13 protein-coding genes and 1 tRNA gene are annotated in these 16597 nt (G+C 64.4%); all 14 read right to left on the bottom strand.

The window, feature by feature from the left end:
* Window positions 1-125 (bottom strand): GTP-binding protein (locus V3391_RS17455; RefSeq protein ID WP_049472805.1); only part of this gene is annotated, 125 nt, incomplete at its 3' end.
* 92 nt (window positions 126-217) lie between these two features.
* The gene (gene fusA / locus V3391_RS17450) at window positions 218-2344 is read right to left on the bottom strand and encodes an elongation factor G (RefSeq protein ID WP_332079741.1); all 2127 of its coding nucleotides are present in this window, start codon (window positions 2342-2344) and stop codon (window positions 218-220) included.
* Between the two features lie 183 nt (window positions 2345-2527).
* Window positions 2528-2995, bottom strand: a complete 468-nt coding sequence (gene rpsG, locus V3391_RS17445; protein WP_159679911.1) for a 30S ribosomal protein S7 — start codon at window positions 2993-2995, stop codon at window positions 2528-2530.
* A gap of 10 nt (window positions 2996-3005) precedes the next feature.
* A complete protein-coding gene (gene rpsL, locus V3391_RS17440) occupies window positions 3006-3380 on the bottom strand; it encodes a 30S ribosomal protein S12 (protein ID WP_101924969.1) in 375 nt (124 codons plus the stop codon).
* A 256-nt stretch (window positions 3381-3636) separates the two neighbouring features.
* A complete protein-coding gene (gene rpoC, locus V3391_RS17435; protein WP_332079740.1) occupies window positions 3637-7911 on the bottom strand; it encodes a DNA-directed RNA polymerase subunit beta' in 4275 nt (1424 codons plus the stop codon).
* An 89-nt stretch (window positions 7912-8000) separates the two neighbouring features.
* The gene (gene rpoB / locus V3391_RS17430; RefSeq protein ID WP_332079739.1) at window positions 8001-12188 is read right to left on the bottom strand and encodes a DNA-directed RNA polymerase subunit beta; all 4188 of its coding nucleotides are present in this window, start codon (window positions 12186-12188) and stop codon (window positions 8001-8003) included.
* A 258-nt stretch (window positions 12189-12446) separates the two neighbouring features.
* Window positions 12447-12818 (bottom strand): 50S ribosomal protein L7/L12, encoded by a 372-nt coding sequence (gene rplL / locus V3391_RS17425; RefSeq protein ID WP_096297402.1) that lies wholly within the window; start codon window positions 12816-12818, stop codon window positions 12447-12449.
* A 57-nt stretch (window positions 12819-12875) separates the two neighbouring features.
* Window positions 12876-13415 carry a 50S ribosomal protein L10 gene (gene rplJ / locus V3391_RS17420; RefSeq protein ID WP_332079738.1) on the bottom strand — a complete coding sequence of 180 codons (540 nt, stop codon included), beginning with the start codon at window positions 13413-13415 and terminating at the stop codon, window positions 12876-12878.
* A 376-nt stretch (window positions 13416-13791) separates the two neighbouring features.
* Window positions 13792-14493 carry a 50S ribosomal protein L1 gene (gene rplA, locus V3391_RS17415; RefSeq protein WP_332079737.1) on the bottom strand — a complete coding sequence of 234 codons (702 nt, stop codon included), beginning with the start codon at window positions 14491-14493 and terminating at the stop codon, window positions 13792-13794.
* 4 nt (window positions 14494-14497) lie between these two features.
* The gene (gene rplK, locus V3391_RS17410; protein WP_055246815.1) at window positions 14498-14926 is read right to left on the bottom strand and encodes a 50S ribosomal protein L11; all 429 of its coding nucleotides are present in this window, start codon (window positions 14924-14926) and stop codon (window positions 14498-14500) included.
* A 200-nt stretch (window positions 14927-15126) separates the two neighbouring features.
* Window positions 15127-15699, bottom strand: a complete 573-nt coding sequence (gene nusG, locus V3391_RS17405; protein ID WP_332079736.1) for a transcription termination/antitermination protein NusG — start codon at window positions 15697-15699, stop codon at window positions 15127-15129.
* Between the two features lie 16 nt (window positions 15700-15715).
* Window positions 15716-16096 (bottom strand): preprotein translocase subunit SecE, encoded by a 381-nt coding sequence (gene secE / locus V3391_RS17400; RefSeq protein WP_332079735.1) that lies wholly within the window; start codon window positions 16094-16096, stop codon window positions 15716-15718.
* Between the two features lie 84 nt (window positions 16097-16180).
* Window positions 16181-16256: transfer RNA gene (locus V3391_RS17395), tRNA-Trp, on the bottom strand.
* A gap of 174 nt (window positions 16257-16430) precedes the next feature.
* A partial coding sequence (locus tag V3391_RS17390; RefSeq protein WP_484498424.1) for an EF-Tu C-terminal domain-related protein occupies window positions 16431-16597 on the bottom strand: 167 nt, incomplete at its 5' end.

Genomic DNA, 16597 nt, shown 5'->3' with positions numbered 1-16597 from the left:
CCGCCGAAACGCTCCGCACCGATCTTCGTCAGCGCCGCCGTCAGCGTCGTCTTGCCGTGGTCAACGTGACCAATCGTGCCCACGTTCACGTGGGGCTTGGTGCGCTCGAACTTACCCTTTGCCATGGTGATTCACCTTTCTATCTATTGATTCGGGATTGGAAACTGGGATCCGGAAATCCGGCGCCGCATGGGCGCCGGATTCCAATCCCGAGGGATTACTTCTTGATGACGGTTTCGGCGATGTTCGTCGGCGCTTCCGCGTAGTGATCGAACTCCATCGAGAACGTCGCGCGACCCTGCGACATCGAGCGCAGCGTCGTCGCATAGCCGAACATTTCGCCCAGCGGGATCATCGCGTTGATGATCTTGCCCGACGGGCTGTCGTCCTGGCCCTGCAGAATGCCGCGACGACGGCTGACGTCGCCCATCACGTCGCCGAGGTAATCCTCGGGACTGACGATCTCGACCTTCATCATCGGCTCGAGCAGCACCGGGCTCGCCTTCACGAAGCCCTGCTTGAACGCCATCGACGACGCCAGCTTGAACGCCATTTCCGACGAGTCGACGTCGTGGTACGAACCGAACACGAGCTTGACCTTGACGCCCACGACCGGGAAGCCGGCGATCGGACCACTGGTGATCGTCTCGCGGATGCCCTTCTCGACCGACGGGATGAATTCCTTCGGAATCACACCACCGGTGATGTCGTTGATGAAGAGGAAGTCGTCCTTGATGTCGCCGGCCAGCTTCGGATCGGCACGATCGGCATCGGTCAGCGGCGACAGCTCGATCACGACGTGACCGTACTGACCCTTACCACCCGACTGCTTGGCGTGCTTGTAGTCCGACTTCACGTCCGGGGTGCGGATCGTTTCGCGATACGCGACCTGCGGCTTGCCGACGTTGGCTTCGACGTTGAACTCGCGCTTCATGCGGTCGACGATGATGTCCAGGTGCAGCTCGCCCATGCCGGCGATGATGGTCTGGCCGGATTCTTCGTCGGTACGCACGCGGAAGGACGGATCCTCCTGCGCCAGGCGACCGAGCGCGAGGCCCATCTTTTCCTGGTCCGACTTGGTCTTCGGCTCGACCGCCATCGAGATCACGGGCTCCGGGAACACCATGCGCTCGAGCGTGATGATGTGATCCTGCGCGCACAGCGTGTCGCCGGTGGTCACGTCCTTCAGGCCGACCGCCGCGGCGATGTCGCCCGCGCGCACTTCCTTGATCTCTTCGCGGTTGTTGGAGTGCATCTGCAGGATGCGACCCACGCGCTCCTTCTTCGACTTGACCGGGTTGTAGACCTGGTCGCCGGCATTGAGCACGCCCGAGTAGACGCGGAAGAACGTCAGCGAACCCACGAACGGGTCGGTCATGATCTTGAACGCCAGCGCCGAGAACGGTGCCTTGTCGTCGGCGGTGCGGGTGTCTTCCTTCTCGTCGTCGTCGATGCCCTGCACCGGCGGACGGTCGGACGGCGACGGCAGCAGCTGGATCACGCCGTCGAGCATCGCCTGGACGCCCTTGTTCTTGAACGCCGTGCCACAGAACACCGGCACGATCTCGACCTTCAGGGTGCGCTCGCGCAGACCGGCGATGATCTCTTCTTCGCTCAGTTCGCCCTCGTTGAGGTACTTGTCCATCAGCGCTTCATTGGCTTCGGCCGCAGCCTCGACCATGAACGCACGCGCCTCGTTGGACTCGTCGACCAGGTTCGCCGGAATGTCGCGGTATTCGAACGTCGTGCCCTGCGAGGCGGTATCCCAGTGGATCGCCTTCATCTTGAGCAGATCGACCACGCCCTCGAAGCCGTCTTCGGCGCCGATCGGCACCTGCATCGGCACGGCGTAGGCACCCAGACGCGCCTTCAACTGGTCGACGACCTTGTTGAAGTTCGCACCGGTGCGATCCATCTTGTTGACGAACGCGAGACGCGGCACGGCGTACTTGTTGGCCTGGCGCCACACAGTCTCGGACTGCGGCTGCACGCCACCGACCGCACACAGCACGAACACCGCGCCGTCGAGCACGCGCAGGGACCGCTCGACCTCGATGGTGAAGTCGACGTGTCCGGGGGTGTCGATGATGTTGAAGCGGTGCTCGGGCAGCGACTTGTCCATGCCCTTCCAGAACGCCGTGGTGGCCGCCGAGGTGATGGTGATGCCGCGTTCCTGCTCCTGCTCCATCCAGTCCATGGTGGCTGCGCCGTCGTGCACTTCACCGATCTTGTGGCTGACGCCGGTGTAGAACAGGATGCGCTCGGAGGTCGTGGTCTTGCCGGCATCGATGTGGGCCATGATGCCGAAGTTGCGGTAGCGTTCGATGGGTGTCGTGCGAGCCACGTCGGTTTCTCGTATTGAATGGCGAAGTCCCGCTGGAACACGGAGCCTTCGCGATGGAATCGCTTGAATGGACGAATGCCGCCTTGCGGCGGCCTTCGGATCCTGCGTGCGGTCTGTGACCGCCTGGAGGCACCTGGATGGTGCCGACGGGCCCCGGAATCAACCGGGACCCGCGGGAGCCGCTTACCAGCGGTAGTGCGCGAACGCCTTGTTGGCGTCGGCCATGCGGTGGGTTTCTTCGCGCTTCTTGATCGCGCCACCACGGTTCTCGGACGCGTCGATCAGCTCGGCGGCCAGCTTGCGCGGCATGGTGTTCTCGCCGCGCTTGCGCGCCGACTCGATCAACCAGCGCATCGCCAGTGCCATGCGGCGCGAGGCGCGCACTTCGACCGGCACCTGGTACGTGGCACCACCAACGCGACGCGACTTCACTTCGACGGCCGGCGAGATGTTGCCCAGCGCCTTCTCGACGAGCTCGAGCGGGTTGCCGTTCTTCTCGCTGATGACGTCCATGGCGCCGTAGACGATCTTTTCAGCGATCGACTTCTTGCCGCTCTTCATGACCATGTTGATGAAGCGCGCGATCGTGTCGCTGTTGTGCTTCGGGTCGGGCAGCACCGAACGCTGCGGGGTGTTTCCTTTACGCGACATTGTCTATTCCTCAGCCCTTCGGACGCTTGGTGCCGTACTTCGAACGGCTCTGCTTGCGCTTCGCAACGCCGGAGGCGTCGAGCGAACCGCGCACGGTGTGGTAACGCACGCCCGGCAGGTCCTTGACGCGACCGCCGCGGATCAGCACCACGCTGTGCTCCTGCAGGTTGTGGCCTTCGCCGCCGATGTACGAAATCACTTCGTAACCGTTGGTCAGGCGCACCTTGGCGACCTTGCGAAGCGCCGAGTTCGGCTTCTTCGGGGTCGTGGTGTACACGCGGGTGCAGACGCCACGGCGCTGCGGGCAGTTCGCCAGCGCGGGCGAAGTGCTCTTGTAGGTTTCGGGGCTGCGCGGCTTCCGCACCAGCTGGTTGATCGTTGCCATCAGGTCTCGGGTCTTTGGTTCGGGCCGGAGCCCGGTGAAAACGAAGACAGACGGATAGGCCGCCTGTCAGACGAAAAAGTATAGCCCGCGCTGACGAGTACCGTCAACGCGGGTCATACCGCCGCTGGTGCGCCCATGAAGGGCGCCACCCGGCATACAACGTCTCCCGTCCATCCTGGACCGAATACGAGCCGCGTCCTGCGCCTCTTTTCGGAGTCTGGGTGGCCCACGAGGGGCCACCAAATTGGGTGCAATCTTAGCGTGCTTCGCCGTCGTTGTCAGCCGTCGGCGTCACCGGTGCGTCTTCGAGCATCACCTGCTCCGGCGCAGCCGGGGCGGCAACGACGTCGGCATCGGCCTGGGTCGCGCTGCTGCCCGACAGTGCGTCCATTTCCGAATCGGTCAGGCCGGAAGCGGCGCGACGACGACGGGCGTGGTACGCAAGACCGGTACCGGCCGGGATCAGACGACCCACGATCACGTTTTCCTTCAGACCGCGCAGGCTGTCGCGCGTGCCGCGGACGGCCGCCTCGGTGAGCACGCGGGTGGTCTCCTGGAACGACGCGGCCGAGATGAACGACTCGGTGGCCAGCGATGCCTTGGTGATGCCCAGCAGCACCGGATCGAACTTCGCCGGCAGCTCGTTCTTGGCGAGATGCTTGACGTTGTCCTCGATCACGCGCTGACGCTCGACCTGCTCGCCGTTGAGGAAGCGGCTGTCGCCCTGGTCGGTGATCTCGACCTTGCGCAGCATCTGGCGAACGATCACCTCGATGTGCTTGTCGTTGATCTTCACGCCCTGCAGGCGATAGACGTCCTGGATTTCCTTGGTCAGGTAGGACGCCAGCTCCTCGACGCCCTTCAGACGCAGGATGTCCTGCGGACCCGGCTCGCCGTCGACGACCGTCTCGCCCTTCTCCACGTGCTCACCTTCAAACACGATGATCTGGCGGTACTTCGGGATCAGCTCTTCGTGATCGACGCCGTCGGTGCCCTTGATGATCAGGCGCTGCTTGCCCTTGGTGTCCTTGCCGAAGCTGACGATGCCGGAGATCTCGGCGAGGATCGCCTGGTCCTTCGGCTTGCGTGCTTCGAACAGATCGGCCACGCGCGGCAGACCACCGGTGATGTCGCGGGTCTTCGACGCTTCCTGCGGCACCTTGGTCACCACGTCACCCACGCCGACGGCGTCGCCGTCCTGCAGGTTGACGATCGAGCGCGGCGGCAGCAGGTACTGCGCCGGCAGATCGGTGCCCGGGATCGACAGGTCATTGCCCTTGGCGTCCACGATGCGGACGATCGGACGCAGATCCTTGCCCATCGAACCACGACGCTTGGGATCGGTGATCTCGCGCGAGGCCAGGCCGGTCAGGTCGTCGGTCTTCTCGATGACGGTGATGCCGTCGACGAAATCCACGAAGCGGATGAAGCCTGCGACTTCCGAGACGATCGGGTGGTTGTGCGGATCCCAGTTCGACACGGTCTGGCCGGCCTTGATCGCATCGCCGTCGTTGACGGTGATGGTCGCGCCGTAGGGCAGCTTGTAACGCTCGCGCTCGCGGCCGTGGCCGTCGAGCACCGAGAGCTCGCCCGAACGCGAGACCGCGACCAGGTTGCCGCTCTCGTGCTTGACGTGCTTGAGGTTGTTGAACTTGATCGAACCGGTGGTCTTGACCGTCACGTTGTCGATGGCGGCCGCACGCGACGCCGCACCACCGATGTGGAACGTACGCATGGTCAGCTGCGTGCCGGGCTCACCGATCGACTGCGCGGCGACGACGCCCACGGCCTCGCCCTGGTTGACCAGGTGGCCACGGCCGAGATCACGGCCGTAGCAGCTGGCGCAGACGCCGAAACCGGCCTCGCAGGTGATGGTCGAACGGACCTGGATCGACTGCACACCGGCCTCTTCGAGGCGCTGCACCCACTGCTCGTCGAGCAGCGTGTTGCGGGTGACGATCGGATCCTCGTCGTTGCCCGGCAGGAACACGTCCTCGGCCACGACGCGACCCAGCACGCGATCGCGCAGCGGCTCGACCACGTCGCCGCCTTCGACGATCGGGGTCATGGTGAGACCGTCCATCGTGCCGCAGTCGACTTCGGTGATCACCACGTCCTGCGCCACGTCGACGAGACGACGGGTCAGGTAACCAGAGTTCGCGGTCTTGAGCGCGGTATCGGCCAGACCCTTACGGGCACCGTGGGTGGAGTTGAAGTATTCCTGGACGTTCAGGCCTTCGCGGAAGTTCGCGATGATCGGCGTCTCGATGATCGAGCCGTCCGGCTTGGCCATCAGGCCACGCATGCCGGCCAGCTGACGGATCTGCGCCTGCGAACCACGCGCACCGGAGTCGGCCATGATGTAGAGCGAGTTCATCGACTTCTGGTCGATGGTTTCGCCCTTGGCATTGAGGACCTTCTCGGTACCGATCGTGTCCATCATCGCCTTGGCGATGCGCTCGTTCGTACGCGACCAGATGTCGACGACCTTGTTGTAGCGCTCGCCGGCGGTGACCAGACCCGACTGGTACTGCTGCTGGATTTCCAGCACCTCGGCCTCGGCCTCGACCAGGATGCCGGCCTTTTCGGTCGGGATGGTCATGTCGTTGATGCCGATCGACACGCCCGCACGCGTCGCGTTGCCGAAGCCGGTGTACATCAGCTTGTCGGCGAACACGACCGTGTCCTTGAGACCCAGACGGCGGTAGCAGGCGTTGATCAGGCGCGAGATGTTCTTCTTGTTGAGCTCGACGTTGGCCAGCTCGAACGGCAGGCCGTCGGGCATGATCTCGAGCAGCAGCGCGCGACCCACGGTCGTTTCCACGATCGAGGTCACCTTGTCGCGCGAGCCGTCCTCGCCGATCACGGTCTGCTGGATGCGGACCTTGATCTTGGCGTGCAGGCCGGCGGCCTTGTTGTCGAACGCGCGACGCACTTCGGCGATGTTCGCGAACACCATGCCCTCGCCCGGGATGTTCTCCAGCGCGCGGGTCATGTAGTACAGACCGAGCACGACGTCCTGCGACGGCACGATGATCGGCTCGCCGTTGGCGGGCGAGAGGATGTTGTTCGACGCCATCATCAGCGCACGCGCTTCGAGCTGGGCTTCCAGCGAGAGCGGTACGTGGACCGCCATCTGGTCACCGTCGAAGTCGGCGTTGAACGCGGTACACACCAGCGGATGCAGCTGGATCGCCTTGCCTTCGATGAGCACCGGCTCGAACGCCTGGATGCCCAGACGGTGCAGCGTTGGCGCGCGATTGAGCAGCACCGGATGTTCGCGGATCACCTCTTCGAGGATGTCCCACACCTCGGCCTCTTCGCGCTCGACGAGCTTCTTGGCGGCCTTGATCGTCGTGGCGAGACCACGGCGCTGCAGCTTGGCGAAGATGAAGGGCTTGAACAGTTCGAGCGCCATCTTCTTCGGCAGGCCGCACTCGTGCAGACGCAGCGTCGGGCCGACCACGATGACCGAACGGCCCGAGTAGTCGACGCGCTTGCCGAGCAGGTTCTGGCGGAAGCGACCCTGCTTGCCCTTGATCATGTCGGCGAGCGACTTGAGCGGGCGCTTGTTGGTGCCGGTGATCGCACGGCCGCGACGGCCGTTGTCCATCAGCGCATCGACCGATTCCTGCAGCATGCGCTTCTCGTTGCGCACGATGATGTCGGGCGCATTGAGTTCGAGCAAGCGGCGCAGGCGGTTGTTGCGGTTGATGACGCGGCGGTACAGATCGTTGAGATCCGAGGTCGCGAAGCGGCCACCGTCCAGCGGCACCAGCGGACGCAGGTCCGGCGGCAGCACCGGCAGCACGGTCATGATCATCCACTCGGGACGGTTGCCCGACTCGATGAAGGCCTCGACCAGCTTGATGCGCTTGGTCAGACGCTTGAGCTTGGTTTCCGAACCCGTGGCGGCGATCTCTTCCTTCAGGCGGACCATCTCGGCCTGCAGGTCGATCGTGCGCAGCAGGTCGTAGACCGCCTCGGCGCCCATCGCGGCGTCGAAGTCGTCGCCGTGTTCCTGGCGCATCTGCATGTACTGCTCTTCGTTGAGCAGCTGGCTGCGCTCGAGCGGGGTCAGGCCCGGCTCGGTCACGACGAACGCCTCGAAGTACAGGATGCGTTCGATGTCACGCAGGGTCATGTCCAGCATCAGGCCGATGCGCGACGGCAGCGACTTGAGGAACCAGATGTGCGCGACCGGCGACGCCAGGTCGATGTGACCCATGCGCTCGCGGCGCACCTTGGCCAGCGTGACTTCGGTGCCGCACTTCTCGCAGACCACGCCACGGTGCTTCATGCGCTTGTACTTGCCGCACAGGCACTCGTAGTCCTTGATCGGACCGAAGATCGCGGCGCAGAACAGGCCGTCGCGCTCGGGCTTGAACGTGCGGTAGTTGATGGTCTCGGGCTTCTTCACTTCGCCGAACGACCACGAGCGGATCAGGTCCGGGCTGGCGAGCGCGATCTTGATCGCATCGAAGTCCGGAATCTGGCGCGGCTGGTTGAAGAGATTGAGCAGGTCTTTCATGTCTTTACTCCGGGAAAGGGGAACCTGGGCAGTGTTGGATCGGTGTCGCGCGCGGCACGCTCACGCGCCGCGCGTCGGGACGTCCTGCCTCAGTGCTCCTCCAGCTCCATGTTGATCGCCAGCGAACGGATTTCCTTGACCAGCACGTTGAAGGACTCGGGCATGCCCGCGACCATCTCGTGTTCGCCGTCGACGATGTTCTTGTACATCTGGTTGCGGCCCTGCACGTCGTCGGACTTCACCGTCAGCATTTCCTGCAGGGTGTAGGCCGCGCCGTAGGCTTCCAGCGCCCAGACTTCCATTTCGCCGAAGCGCTGGCCGCCGAACTGCGCCTTGCCGCCCAGCGGCTGCTGGGTGACGAGCGAGTACGGACCGGTCGAACGCGCGTGCATCTTGTCGTCGACGAGGTGGTTGAGCTTGAGCATGTGCATGTAGCCCACGGTCACTTCACGCTCGAACGCCTCGCCGGTCCGGCCGTCGTACAGACGGTGCTGGCCACTGGTCGGCATGTCCGCCAGCTCGAGCATCGCCTTGATCTCGGACTCCGCCGCGCCGTCGAACACCGGCGTGGCCATCGGCACGCCGTCGGTCAGGTTGCCGGCCAGCTTCAACAGTTCCTCGTCGCTGAACTGCGACAGATCGACACGCTGGGCGAACGTCGCCTTGTCGTGGTTGTAGATCTGGTCGAGGAAGCTGCGCAGTTCGGCCACCTTGGCCTGCGCGTCGAGCATCCGCTGGATCTTCTCGCCGAGGCCCTTGGCCGCGAGGCCCAGGTGCACTTCGAGGATCTGGCCGATGTTCATACGCGACGGCACGCCCAGCGGGTTCAACACGATGTCGACCGTGTTGCCGTTGGCCATATGCGGCATGTCCTGCACGGGCACGATGGTGGAGACCACACCCTTGTTGCCGTGGCGGCCGGCCATCTTGTCGCCCGGCTGGATGCGGCGCTTCACGGCCAGGTAGACCTTGACCATCTTCAGCACGCCCGGTGCGAGGTCGTCGCCCTGGGTGATCTTGCCGCGCTTGTCGGCGAAGCGCTTCTCGAACTCCTTCTGGTGCGCGTCGATCTGCTTCTGCGCACGTTCGATCGCGTCGGCCGCGTCCTCGTCCTTCATGCGGATCTGGAACCAGTCGGACTTCTTCAGGCCGTCGAGCACCAGCGAGCTGACCGTGTCGCCCTTCTTCAGGCCGGGACCGCCGTTGGCGACCTTGCCCTGGATCTGCGAACGCAGACGCGCATAGATCGCGCTTTCGAGGATGCGGAACTGGTCGTCGAAGTCCTTCTTGACGCGCTTGATCTCGGACTCTTCGATCTGCTTGGCGCGCTTGTCCTTCTCGATGCCGTCGCGGGTGAAGACCTGCACGTCGATGACGGTGCCGTCCATGCCCGGCGGCACGCGCAGCGAGCTGTCCTTCACGTCGGACGCCTTCTCACCGAAGATCGCGCGCAGCAGCTTCTCTTCCGGGGTCAGCTGGCTCTCGCCCTTCGGCGTGACCTTGCCGACCAGGATGTCGCCGGCGCGGACTTCCGCACCGATGTACACCACGCCGGATTCATCGAGACGGTTGAGCGCGTTCTCGGACACGTTCGGGATGTCGGCGGAGATTTCCTCCGGACCCAGCTTCGTGTCGCGGGCGACCGCGGTCATTTCCTCGATGTGGATCGTCGTGTAGCGGTCTTCCTTGACGACGCGCTCCGACAGCAGGATCGAGTCTTCGAAGTTGTAGCCGTTCCACGGCATGAACGCGACGAGCATGTTCTGGCCCAGCGCCAGCTCGCCGATGTCGGTCGAGGGACCGTCGGCCAGCACGTCGCCGCGCGCGACCACGTCACCCACGTTCACCAGCGGACGCTGGTTGATGCAGGTGTTCTGGTTGGAGCGCGTGTACTTGATCAGGTTGTAGATGTCGACGCCGGCATCGTGCTCGCCGGAAATCTCTTCTTCATGGACCTTGACCACGACGCGGCCGGCGTCGATCTGCTCGATCACGCCGCCGCGGCGGGCGTTCACGGTCACGCCCGAGTCGCGCGCCACGGCGCGCTCGATGCCGGTACCGACGAGTGGCTTCTGCGCACGCAGCGTCGGCACAGCCTGGCGCTGCATGTTGGCGCCCATCAGTGCGCGGTTCGCGTCATCGTGCTCGAGGAACGGCACGAGCGCGGCGGCGACCGACACGGTCTGCATCGGCGAGACGTCCATGTAATGGATCTCCGCCGGCGGCTTGAGCAGCGACTCGCCCTGGAAGCGGCAGTCGACGAACTGCTGCGTCATCGTGCCCTTGTCGTCCTGGACGGCATTGGCCTGTGCGATGACGTAGTCGTTCTCCTCGATCGCCGACAGGTACTCGATGTCGTCGGTGACGCGGCTGTCGACGACCTTGCGGTACGGCGTTTCGAGGAAGCCGTAGCGGTTGGTGCGTGCGAAGGTCGCCAGCGAGTTGATCAGGCCGATGTTCGGGCCTTCCGGCGTCTCGATGGTGCAGACGCGGCCGTAGTGCGTGGGATGCACGTCGCGCACTTCGAAGCCGGCGCGCTCGCGGGTCAGACCGCCCGGGCCGAGGGCCGACACGCGACGCTTGTGCGTGACTTCCGACAGCGGGTTGTTCTGGTCCATGAACTGCGACAGCTGCGAGGAGCCGAAGAATTCCTTGACCGCCGCCGCGACCGGCTTGGCGTTGATCAGTTCCTGCGGGGTCAGGCCATCGGCCTCGGCCATCGTCAGGCGCTCGCGCACGGCGCGCTCGACGCGGACCAGGCCCACGCGGAACACATTCTCGGCCATTTCGCCGACCGAACGCACGCGGCGGTTGCCGAGGTGGTCGATGTCGTCGACGACGCCGCGACCGTTGCGGATCTCGGTCAGCACGCGGATGACGTCGAGGATGTCCGACGACTGGCCGAACTCGCCGCGCAGGCGCACCGAATCCTCGTCCTTGCGCTCGGCGAAGTACTTCGCGTCGTACAGCACGGACGCGCCTTCGGTTTCCTTGCGGCCCAGACGACGGTTGAACTTCATGCGGCCCACGCTGGAGACGTCGTAACGCTCGAACGTGAAGAACAGATTGTGGAACAGGTTCTGCGCGGCATCCTTGGTCGGCGGCTCGCCGGGACGCATCATGCGGTAGATCTCGACCAGCGCATCGAGCTGCGTCTTGGTCGAGTCGATGCGCAGGGTGTTGGACAGGTACGGACCGCGATCGAGGTCGTTCACCCAGATCGTGCCGATGGTCTCGATCGACGCCTTGCGCAGCGCCTCGAGGGTCTCGAGCGTGATCTCGTCGTTGGCGGTCGCGACCAGCTCACCGGTCGCCGGGTCGATCACGTCGTGCGACAGGATCTGGCCGACCATGTAGTCGTCCGGCACGGCAAGCGCGGTGATGCCGGCGGCTTCGAGCTGCTTGACGTGACGCGCGGTGATGCGCTTGCCGGCTTCGACGATGACCTTCTCGCCGTCGAGCAGGTCGAAGTTCAGCGTTTCGCCACGCAGACGCTCCGACACCAGCTCCAGCTGCACGCCCTCGCCTTCCGGCAGGATGTGGTAGCTGTTGATGTCGAAGAACTCGTTGAGCATCTCTTCGTTGTTGTAGCCGAGCGCGCGCAGAAGCACCGACACCGGCAGCTTGCGACGGCGGTCGATACGGGTGAACAGCGCGTCCTTCGGGTCGAACTCGAAGTCGAGCCAGGAACCGCGGTACGGAATGATGCGGGCGCTGTAGAGCAGCTTGCCCGAGCTGTGCGTCTTGCCACGGTCGTGGTCGAAGAACACGCCCGGCGAGCGGTGCAGCTGCGAGACGATGACGCGCTCGGTGCCGTTGATGATGAAGGTGCCGTTCTCGGTCATGAGCGGAATCTCGCCCATGTAGACCTCCTGCTCCTTCACGTACTTGATGGCCTTCTGCGACGACTCGCGGTCGTAGATCACCAGGCGCACGGTCACGCGCAGCGGGGCGCCGTAGCTCAGGCCACGGTTGCGGCATTCGCGCTCGTCGAACACGGGCTCGCCGAGCTTGTAGCCGACGTATTCGAGTGCGGCGTAGCCGTTGTAGCTGACGATCGGGAATACCGACTTCAGCGCGGCGTGCAGGCCACGGTCTTCACGCTTGGTGGGATCGCGGTCGGCCTGCAGGAATTCGCGGTAGGAATCGACCTGGATGGCCAGGAGGAACGGCACCTCGAGAATCTCGCGGCGCTTGCCGAAGTTCTTGCGGATGCGCTTCTTCTCGGTGAACGAGTAGGTCTGCTGCTGGCTCGACGGGAGCTGGGACGTCGTCATGGGGAGTACGCCTCGTTGGATCGGATGGGATCGACTCGCGATCCGGAACATGGAGCTGTCACTGGGTAGTCGCTGGTATTGCCGGCACCAGCACGCCATCTCCCGCTACTACCCACTGACAACTGCGTCAGTTGTCGTGTTGCGTATTGCGTGTTTCACAAGCTTCCGGTCGCCCGGTTTCAGGAACGACCAAGGGCCGGGAGCTTTCGCCCCCGGCCCCGGTGCATCGCAAGCATGTGCTGCGATGCAAAGTGCCGCTTACTTGATTTCGACGGTCGCGCCAGCAGCCTCGAGATCCTTCTTGATCTTCTCGGCTTCTTCCTTCGTGGCGCCTTCCTTGACGTCCTTCGGTGCGCCTTCGACCAGGTCCTTGGCTTCCTTCAGACCCAGGCCGGTGATGGCGCGGACGACCTTGATGGCCTCGACCTTCTTCTCGCCGGCGGCCTTCAGGACGACGGTGAACTCGGTCTGCTCTTCGACAGCGGCAGCCGGGCCGGCAGCAGCAGCCGCGGCAACCGGAGCAGCGGCGGAGACGCCGAACTTCTCTTCGATGGCCTTGACCAGCTCCATCACTTCCATCAGGGACTTCTCGGCGATGGCGTCGACGATCTGTTCGTTGGTAAGGGACATTGTGATTACCTTTGAAAAATTTTCTGGGATAGGTTTCGTTGAACCGGCAGGCCGGACTTAGGCCGTTTCGGCCGTCTCGGCGGCTGCGTCCGCAGGTGCTTCGTCGCCACCGCCCTGCTTGTCGCCGACGGCCTTGACGGCGCGGGCGAACATCGCAGCGGGTTCGGACAGCACGCGGGCCAGCATGGACAGCGCCTGGTCGAGCGTCGGCAGCGAGGCCAGCACGTCGACATGGCCGGCCGGGTACAGCTGGCCTTCCACGACGACGAGCTTGGGCACCAGCTTGGTATTGTCTTTCGCGAATTCCTTGATCAGGCGACCGGCTGCGCCGGGCTCCTCGGTCGAGAACGCATACAGCAGAGGTCCGACCAGCGAGTCCTTGGAGCACTCGTAGCTGGTACCTTCCACCGCGCGTGCGGCCAGGGTGTTCTTGACAACGCGCAAGTACACACCGGTCTCACGAGCCTTCTTGCGCATCGCGGTCATTTGACTGACCGTGGTGCCCACGTACTCGACAGCAATCAGGGAGTGGGCGTTCGCGGCGACTTCTGCCAGCTCGGCGACAACTTCCTGCTTCTGGGACAGATTGAGAGCCATTAATCACTCCTCATTGTGAACTCCGCTCACGGCTCCTGCCGCTTGCGGTCCTGAGCGGCTTCCAATCCCTGGAGGCCGGGGATGCATGACGCATCCCGGTGGTGGCCTTCTGCCTGGCTGGACGGATGTCGCACCAGAAAACTTCAGAAAGGCATCACCATCTACGCAGGCCTTTCGGTGCAAGCACCTCGGGATTAAGCGGTCTCGATCATCGGTGGCGGCGATTCCCTGCCAGTTCGAGCATCCCTGCCCGTCGCCACGTCGATCTCCACCGCGCCTGCGGTCTTTGACGGCGCCACGCCGGACCCGTGGTCCGTCGCGATGCCCCCAAATCACGCCGCCCCGCGAGCGGGACGGCGCGTTTATTGCGTTGCGATCAGCGCGCGATGCTCAGCGACGACTGGTCGACGGTGACGCCCGGACCCATGGTCGAGCTCACCGAGATCTTCTGCAGGTACTGGCCCTTGGCGGTGGCCGGCTTGGCCTTCACCAGGTCGGCCAGTAGCGCCTGCAGGTTGTCCTTCAACTTCTCCGCATCGAAGTCGGCCTTGCCGATCGTGCAGTGGATGATGCCGGCCTTGTCGGTGCGGTAACGGACCTGGCCGCCCTTCGCATTCTTCACTGCCTCGCCCGGGTTCGGGGAGACGGTGCCGACCTTCGGGTTCGGCATCAGGCCGCGCGGGCCCAGCACCGTACCGAGCTTGCCGACGACGCGCATCGCGTCCGGCGTCGCGATCACGACGTCGTAGTTGATGTCGCCGGCCTGCATCTTCTCGGCCAGGTCGTCCATGCCGACGATGTCGGCACCGGCGGCCAGGGCCTCGTCGGCCTTGGCACCGGCCGGCGCGAACACCGCGACGCGGACGCTCTTGCCCGTGCCCTGCGGCAGCACGGTCGAACCGCGCACCTGCTGGTCGGACTTGCGCGCGTCGACGCCGAGGCGGACGGCGACGTCCACGGCTTCGGCGAACTTCGCGCTGCTGTTGTCCTTGACGATCTTCAGGGCGTCATCGATGCCGTAGCTCTTGCCCGGCTGCACGGCAGCCTGGATGCTCTTCTGTCGCTTGGTCTGTGCCATGGTCTCAGCCCTCCACCGTCAGGCCCATCGAACGGGCCGAGCCCGCGATGGTGCGCACTGCTGCTTCCAGCTCAGCCGCCGTCAGATCGGCTTCCTTCGCCTTGGCGATTTCTTCGAGCTGCGCGCGAGTCACCTTGCCCACCTTTTCGGTGTTGGGACGCTTGGAGCCCGAGGCGACACCGGCCGCCTTCTTCAGCAGCACCGATGCCGGCGTGCTCTTGGTGATGAAGGTGAAGGTACGGTCCGAGTAGGCCGTGATGATGACCGGGGTCGGCAGACCCGGCTCGAGCTTGGAGGTCGCTGCGTTGAACGCCTTGCAGAACTCCATGATGTTCAGGCCGCGCTGACCCAGCGCAGGACCGACCGGCGGCGAGGGGTTGGCCTGACCGGCCTTGACCTGCAGCTTGATGTAACCGACGACTTTCTTCGCCATTGTCTTCTTCTCTCCGGGTGCAAGCGCCTTGGATCAGGCTCCCCATCGTTCCGGGAATACACGTGTCCCGGATTCACGTTGTCCATCTCGCGCGAAAGGCCGCCCATACGGCGGCCTGTGCGGTTGCCCGGCGCAGCCAGGCAGTGAGCCGCGCACTATAGCAGGGTTTCGCGCGCCCGTCACACCGGGCGCGGCGGGGTTCAGGCCTTCTCGACCTGCCCGAATTCCAGCTCGACCGGGGTCGAACGGCCGAAGATCAGCACTGCGACGCGCAGGCGGCTCTTCTCGTAGTTGATTTCCTCAACCACGCCGTTGAAATCGTTGAACGGGCCGTCGATCACGCGGACCATCTGGCCCGGCTCGAACAGCACCTTCGGACGCGGCTTCTCGACGCCTTCCTGCACGCGATCCAGGATCACGGCGGCTTCGTCGTCGCGGATCGGTAGCGGACGGTCGGCGGTGCCGCCGATGAAGCCCATCACCTTCGGCGTTTCCTTGACCAGGTGCCAGCTCTCGTTGTCCATGCGCGGAATGCCGCCGTCGTCCGACGTCAGGATCTGCACCAGGACGTAACCCGGGAAGAACTTGCGCTCGGAACGGCGCTTCTGGCCGGAGCGCATCTCGATCACTTCTTCGGTCGGCACCAGCACGTCGCCGAACTTGTCCTGCATTTCGGTGCGCACGATGCGATCGCGCAGCGCCTGGGCCACCGACTTCTCGAAGCCGGAATAGGCATGCACGACGTACCAGCGCTTGACGCCTTCGGTTTCCATCTGAATCGTTACTCCGTCACTGCCTCAGAACGAGGCGGATCAGCCACTGGATGATCTGGTCGAAGCCGGCGAGGATCAGGCTGATGATCGCCACGGCGATGATCACGATCCAGGTCAGGCGAATCGCCTCCTGGCGCGTCGGCCAGACGACCTTGCGCATCTCGAAGCGGGTCTCCGAGAAGAAATCACGGGTCTTGTGACCCTTGTCCGTCGTCAGGAAGACCGCGGCGGCGCCCACGACGCACAGGGCGACGATGATGCTGCGCACCGGCGTGGCCAGCTGCGCCTGGAACCAGTAAAAGGCGAAGACGCCGGCAACGACCAGGACGATCGCGGCAGCGTACTTGGCGAGGTCCGTCGAAGACGCACCCTTGGATTGTTCAACTCTGCTGTTCAATTCCCGGCGACTCATCGGTTTGCGACTGCTCGGTTGACGGGGTGGACCGCAATGCGTCCTGACCCGCGCGGACGATTCCGCGAATGGCACGCCAGGAGGGACTCGAACCCCCAACCTGCGGTTTTGGAGACCGCTGCTCTGCCAATTGAGCTACTGGCGTACGGATTGGAACAACAACCGGCTTCGGACACCCTTAGACGGCGAAGGCGGACCGGGGTTCCGGCCCGCCTTGTCGCGGTTTCGGCGGAGTTGGCACCCCGCTGGAACCACTGCATCCCGACTCGCGCCGGGATGTCGTCGGCCCGGGTACGCAGTGCGCACCCGGGCCGCCGGATCACTTGATGATCTTGGACACCACGCCGGCGCCGACGGTACGGCCGCCTTCGCGGATCGCGAAGCGCAGACCTTCGTCCATCGCCACCGGGTTGATCAGCGTGACCACCATCTTCACGTTGTCGCCCGGCATCACCATCTCGGTGCCTTCCGGCAGCTCGCACGCAC

The organism is Luteimonas flava (assembly GCF_036584485.1).
GTDB lineage: Bacteria > Pseudomonadota > Gammaproteobacteria > Xanthomonadales > Xanthomonadaceae > Luteimonas > Luteimonas flava.
Note: the sequence above shows the minus strand (reverse complement) of the source record. Positions and strands in the feature narration are given on the sequence as shown.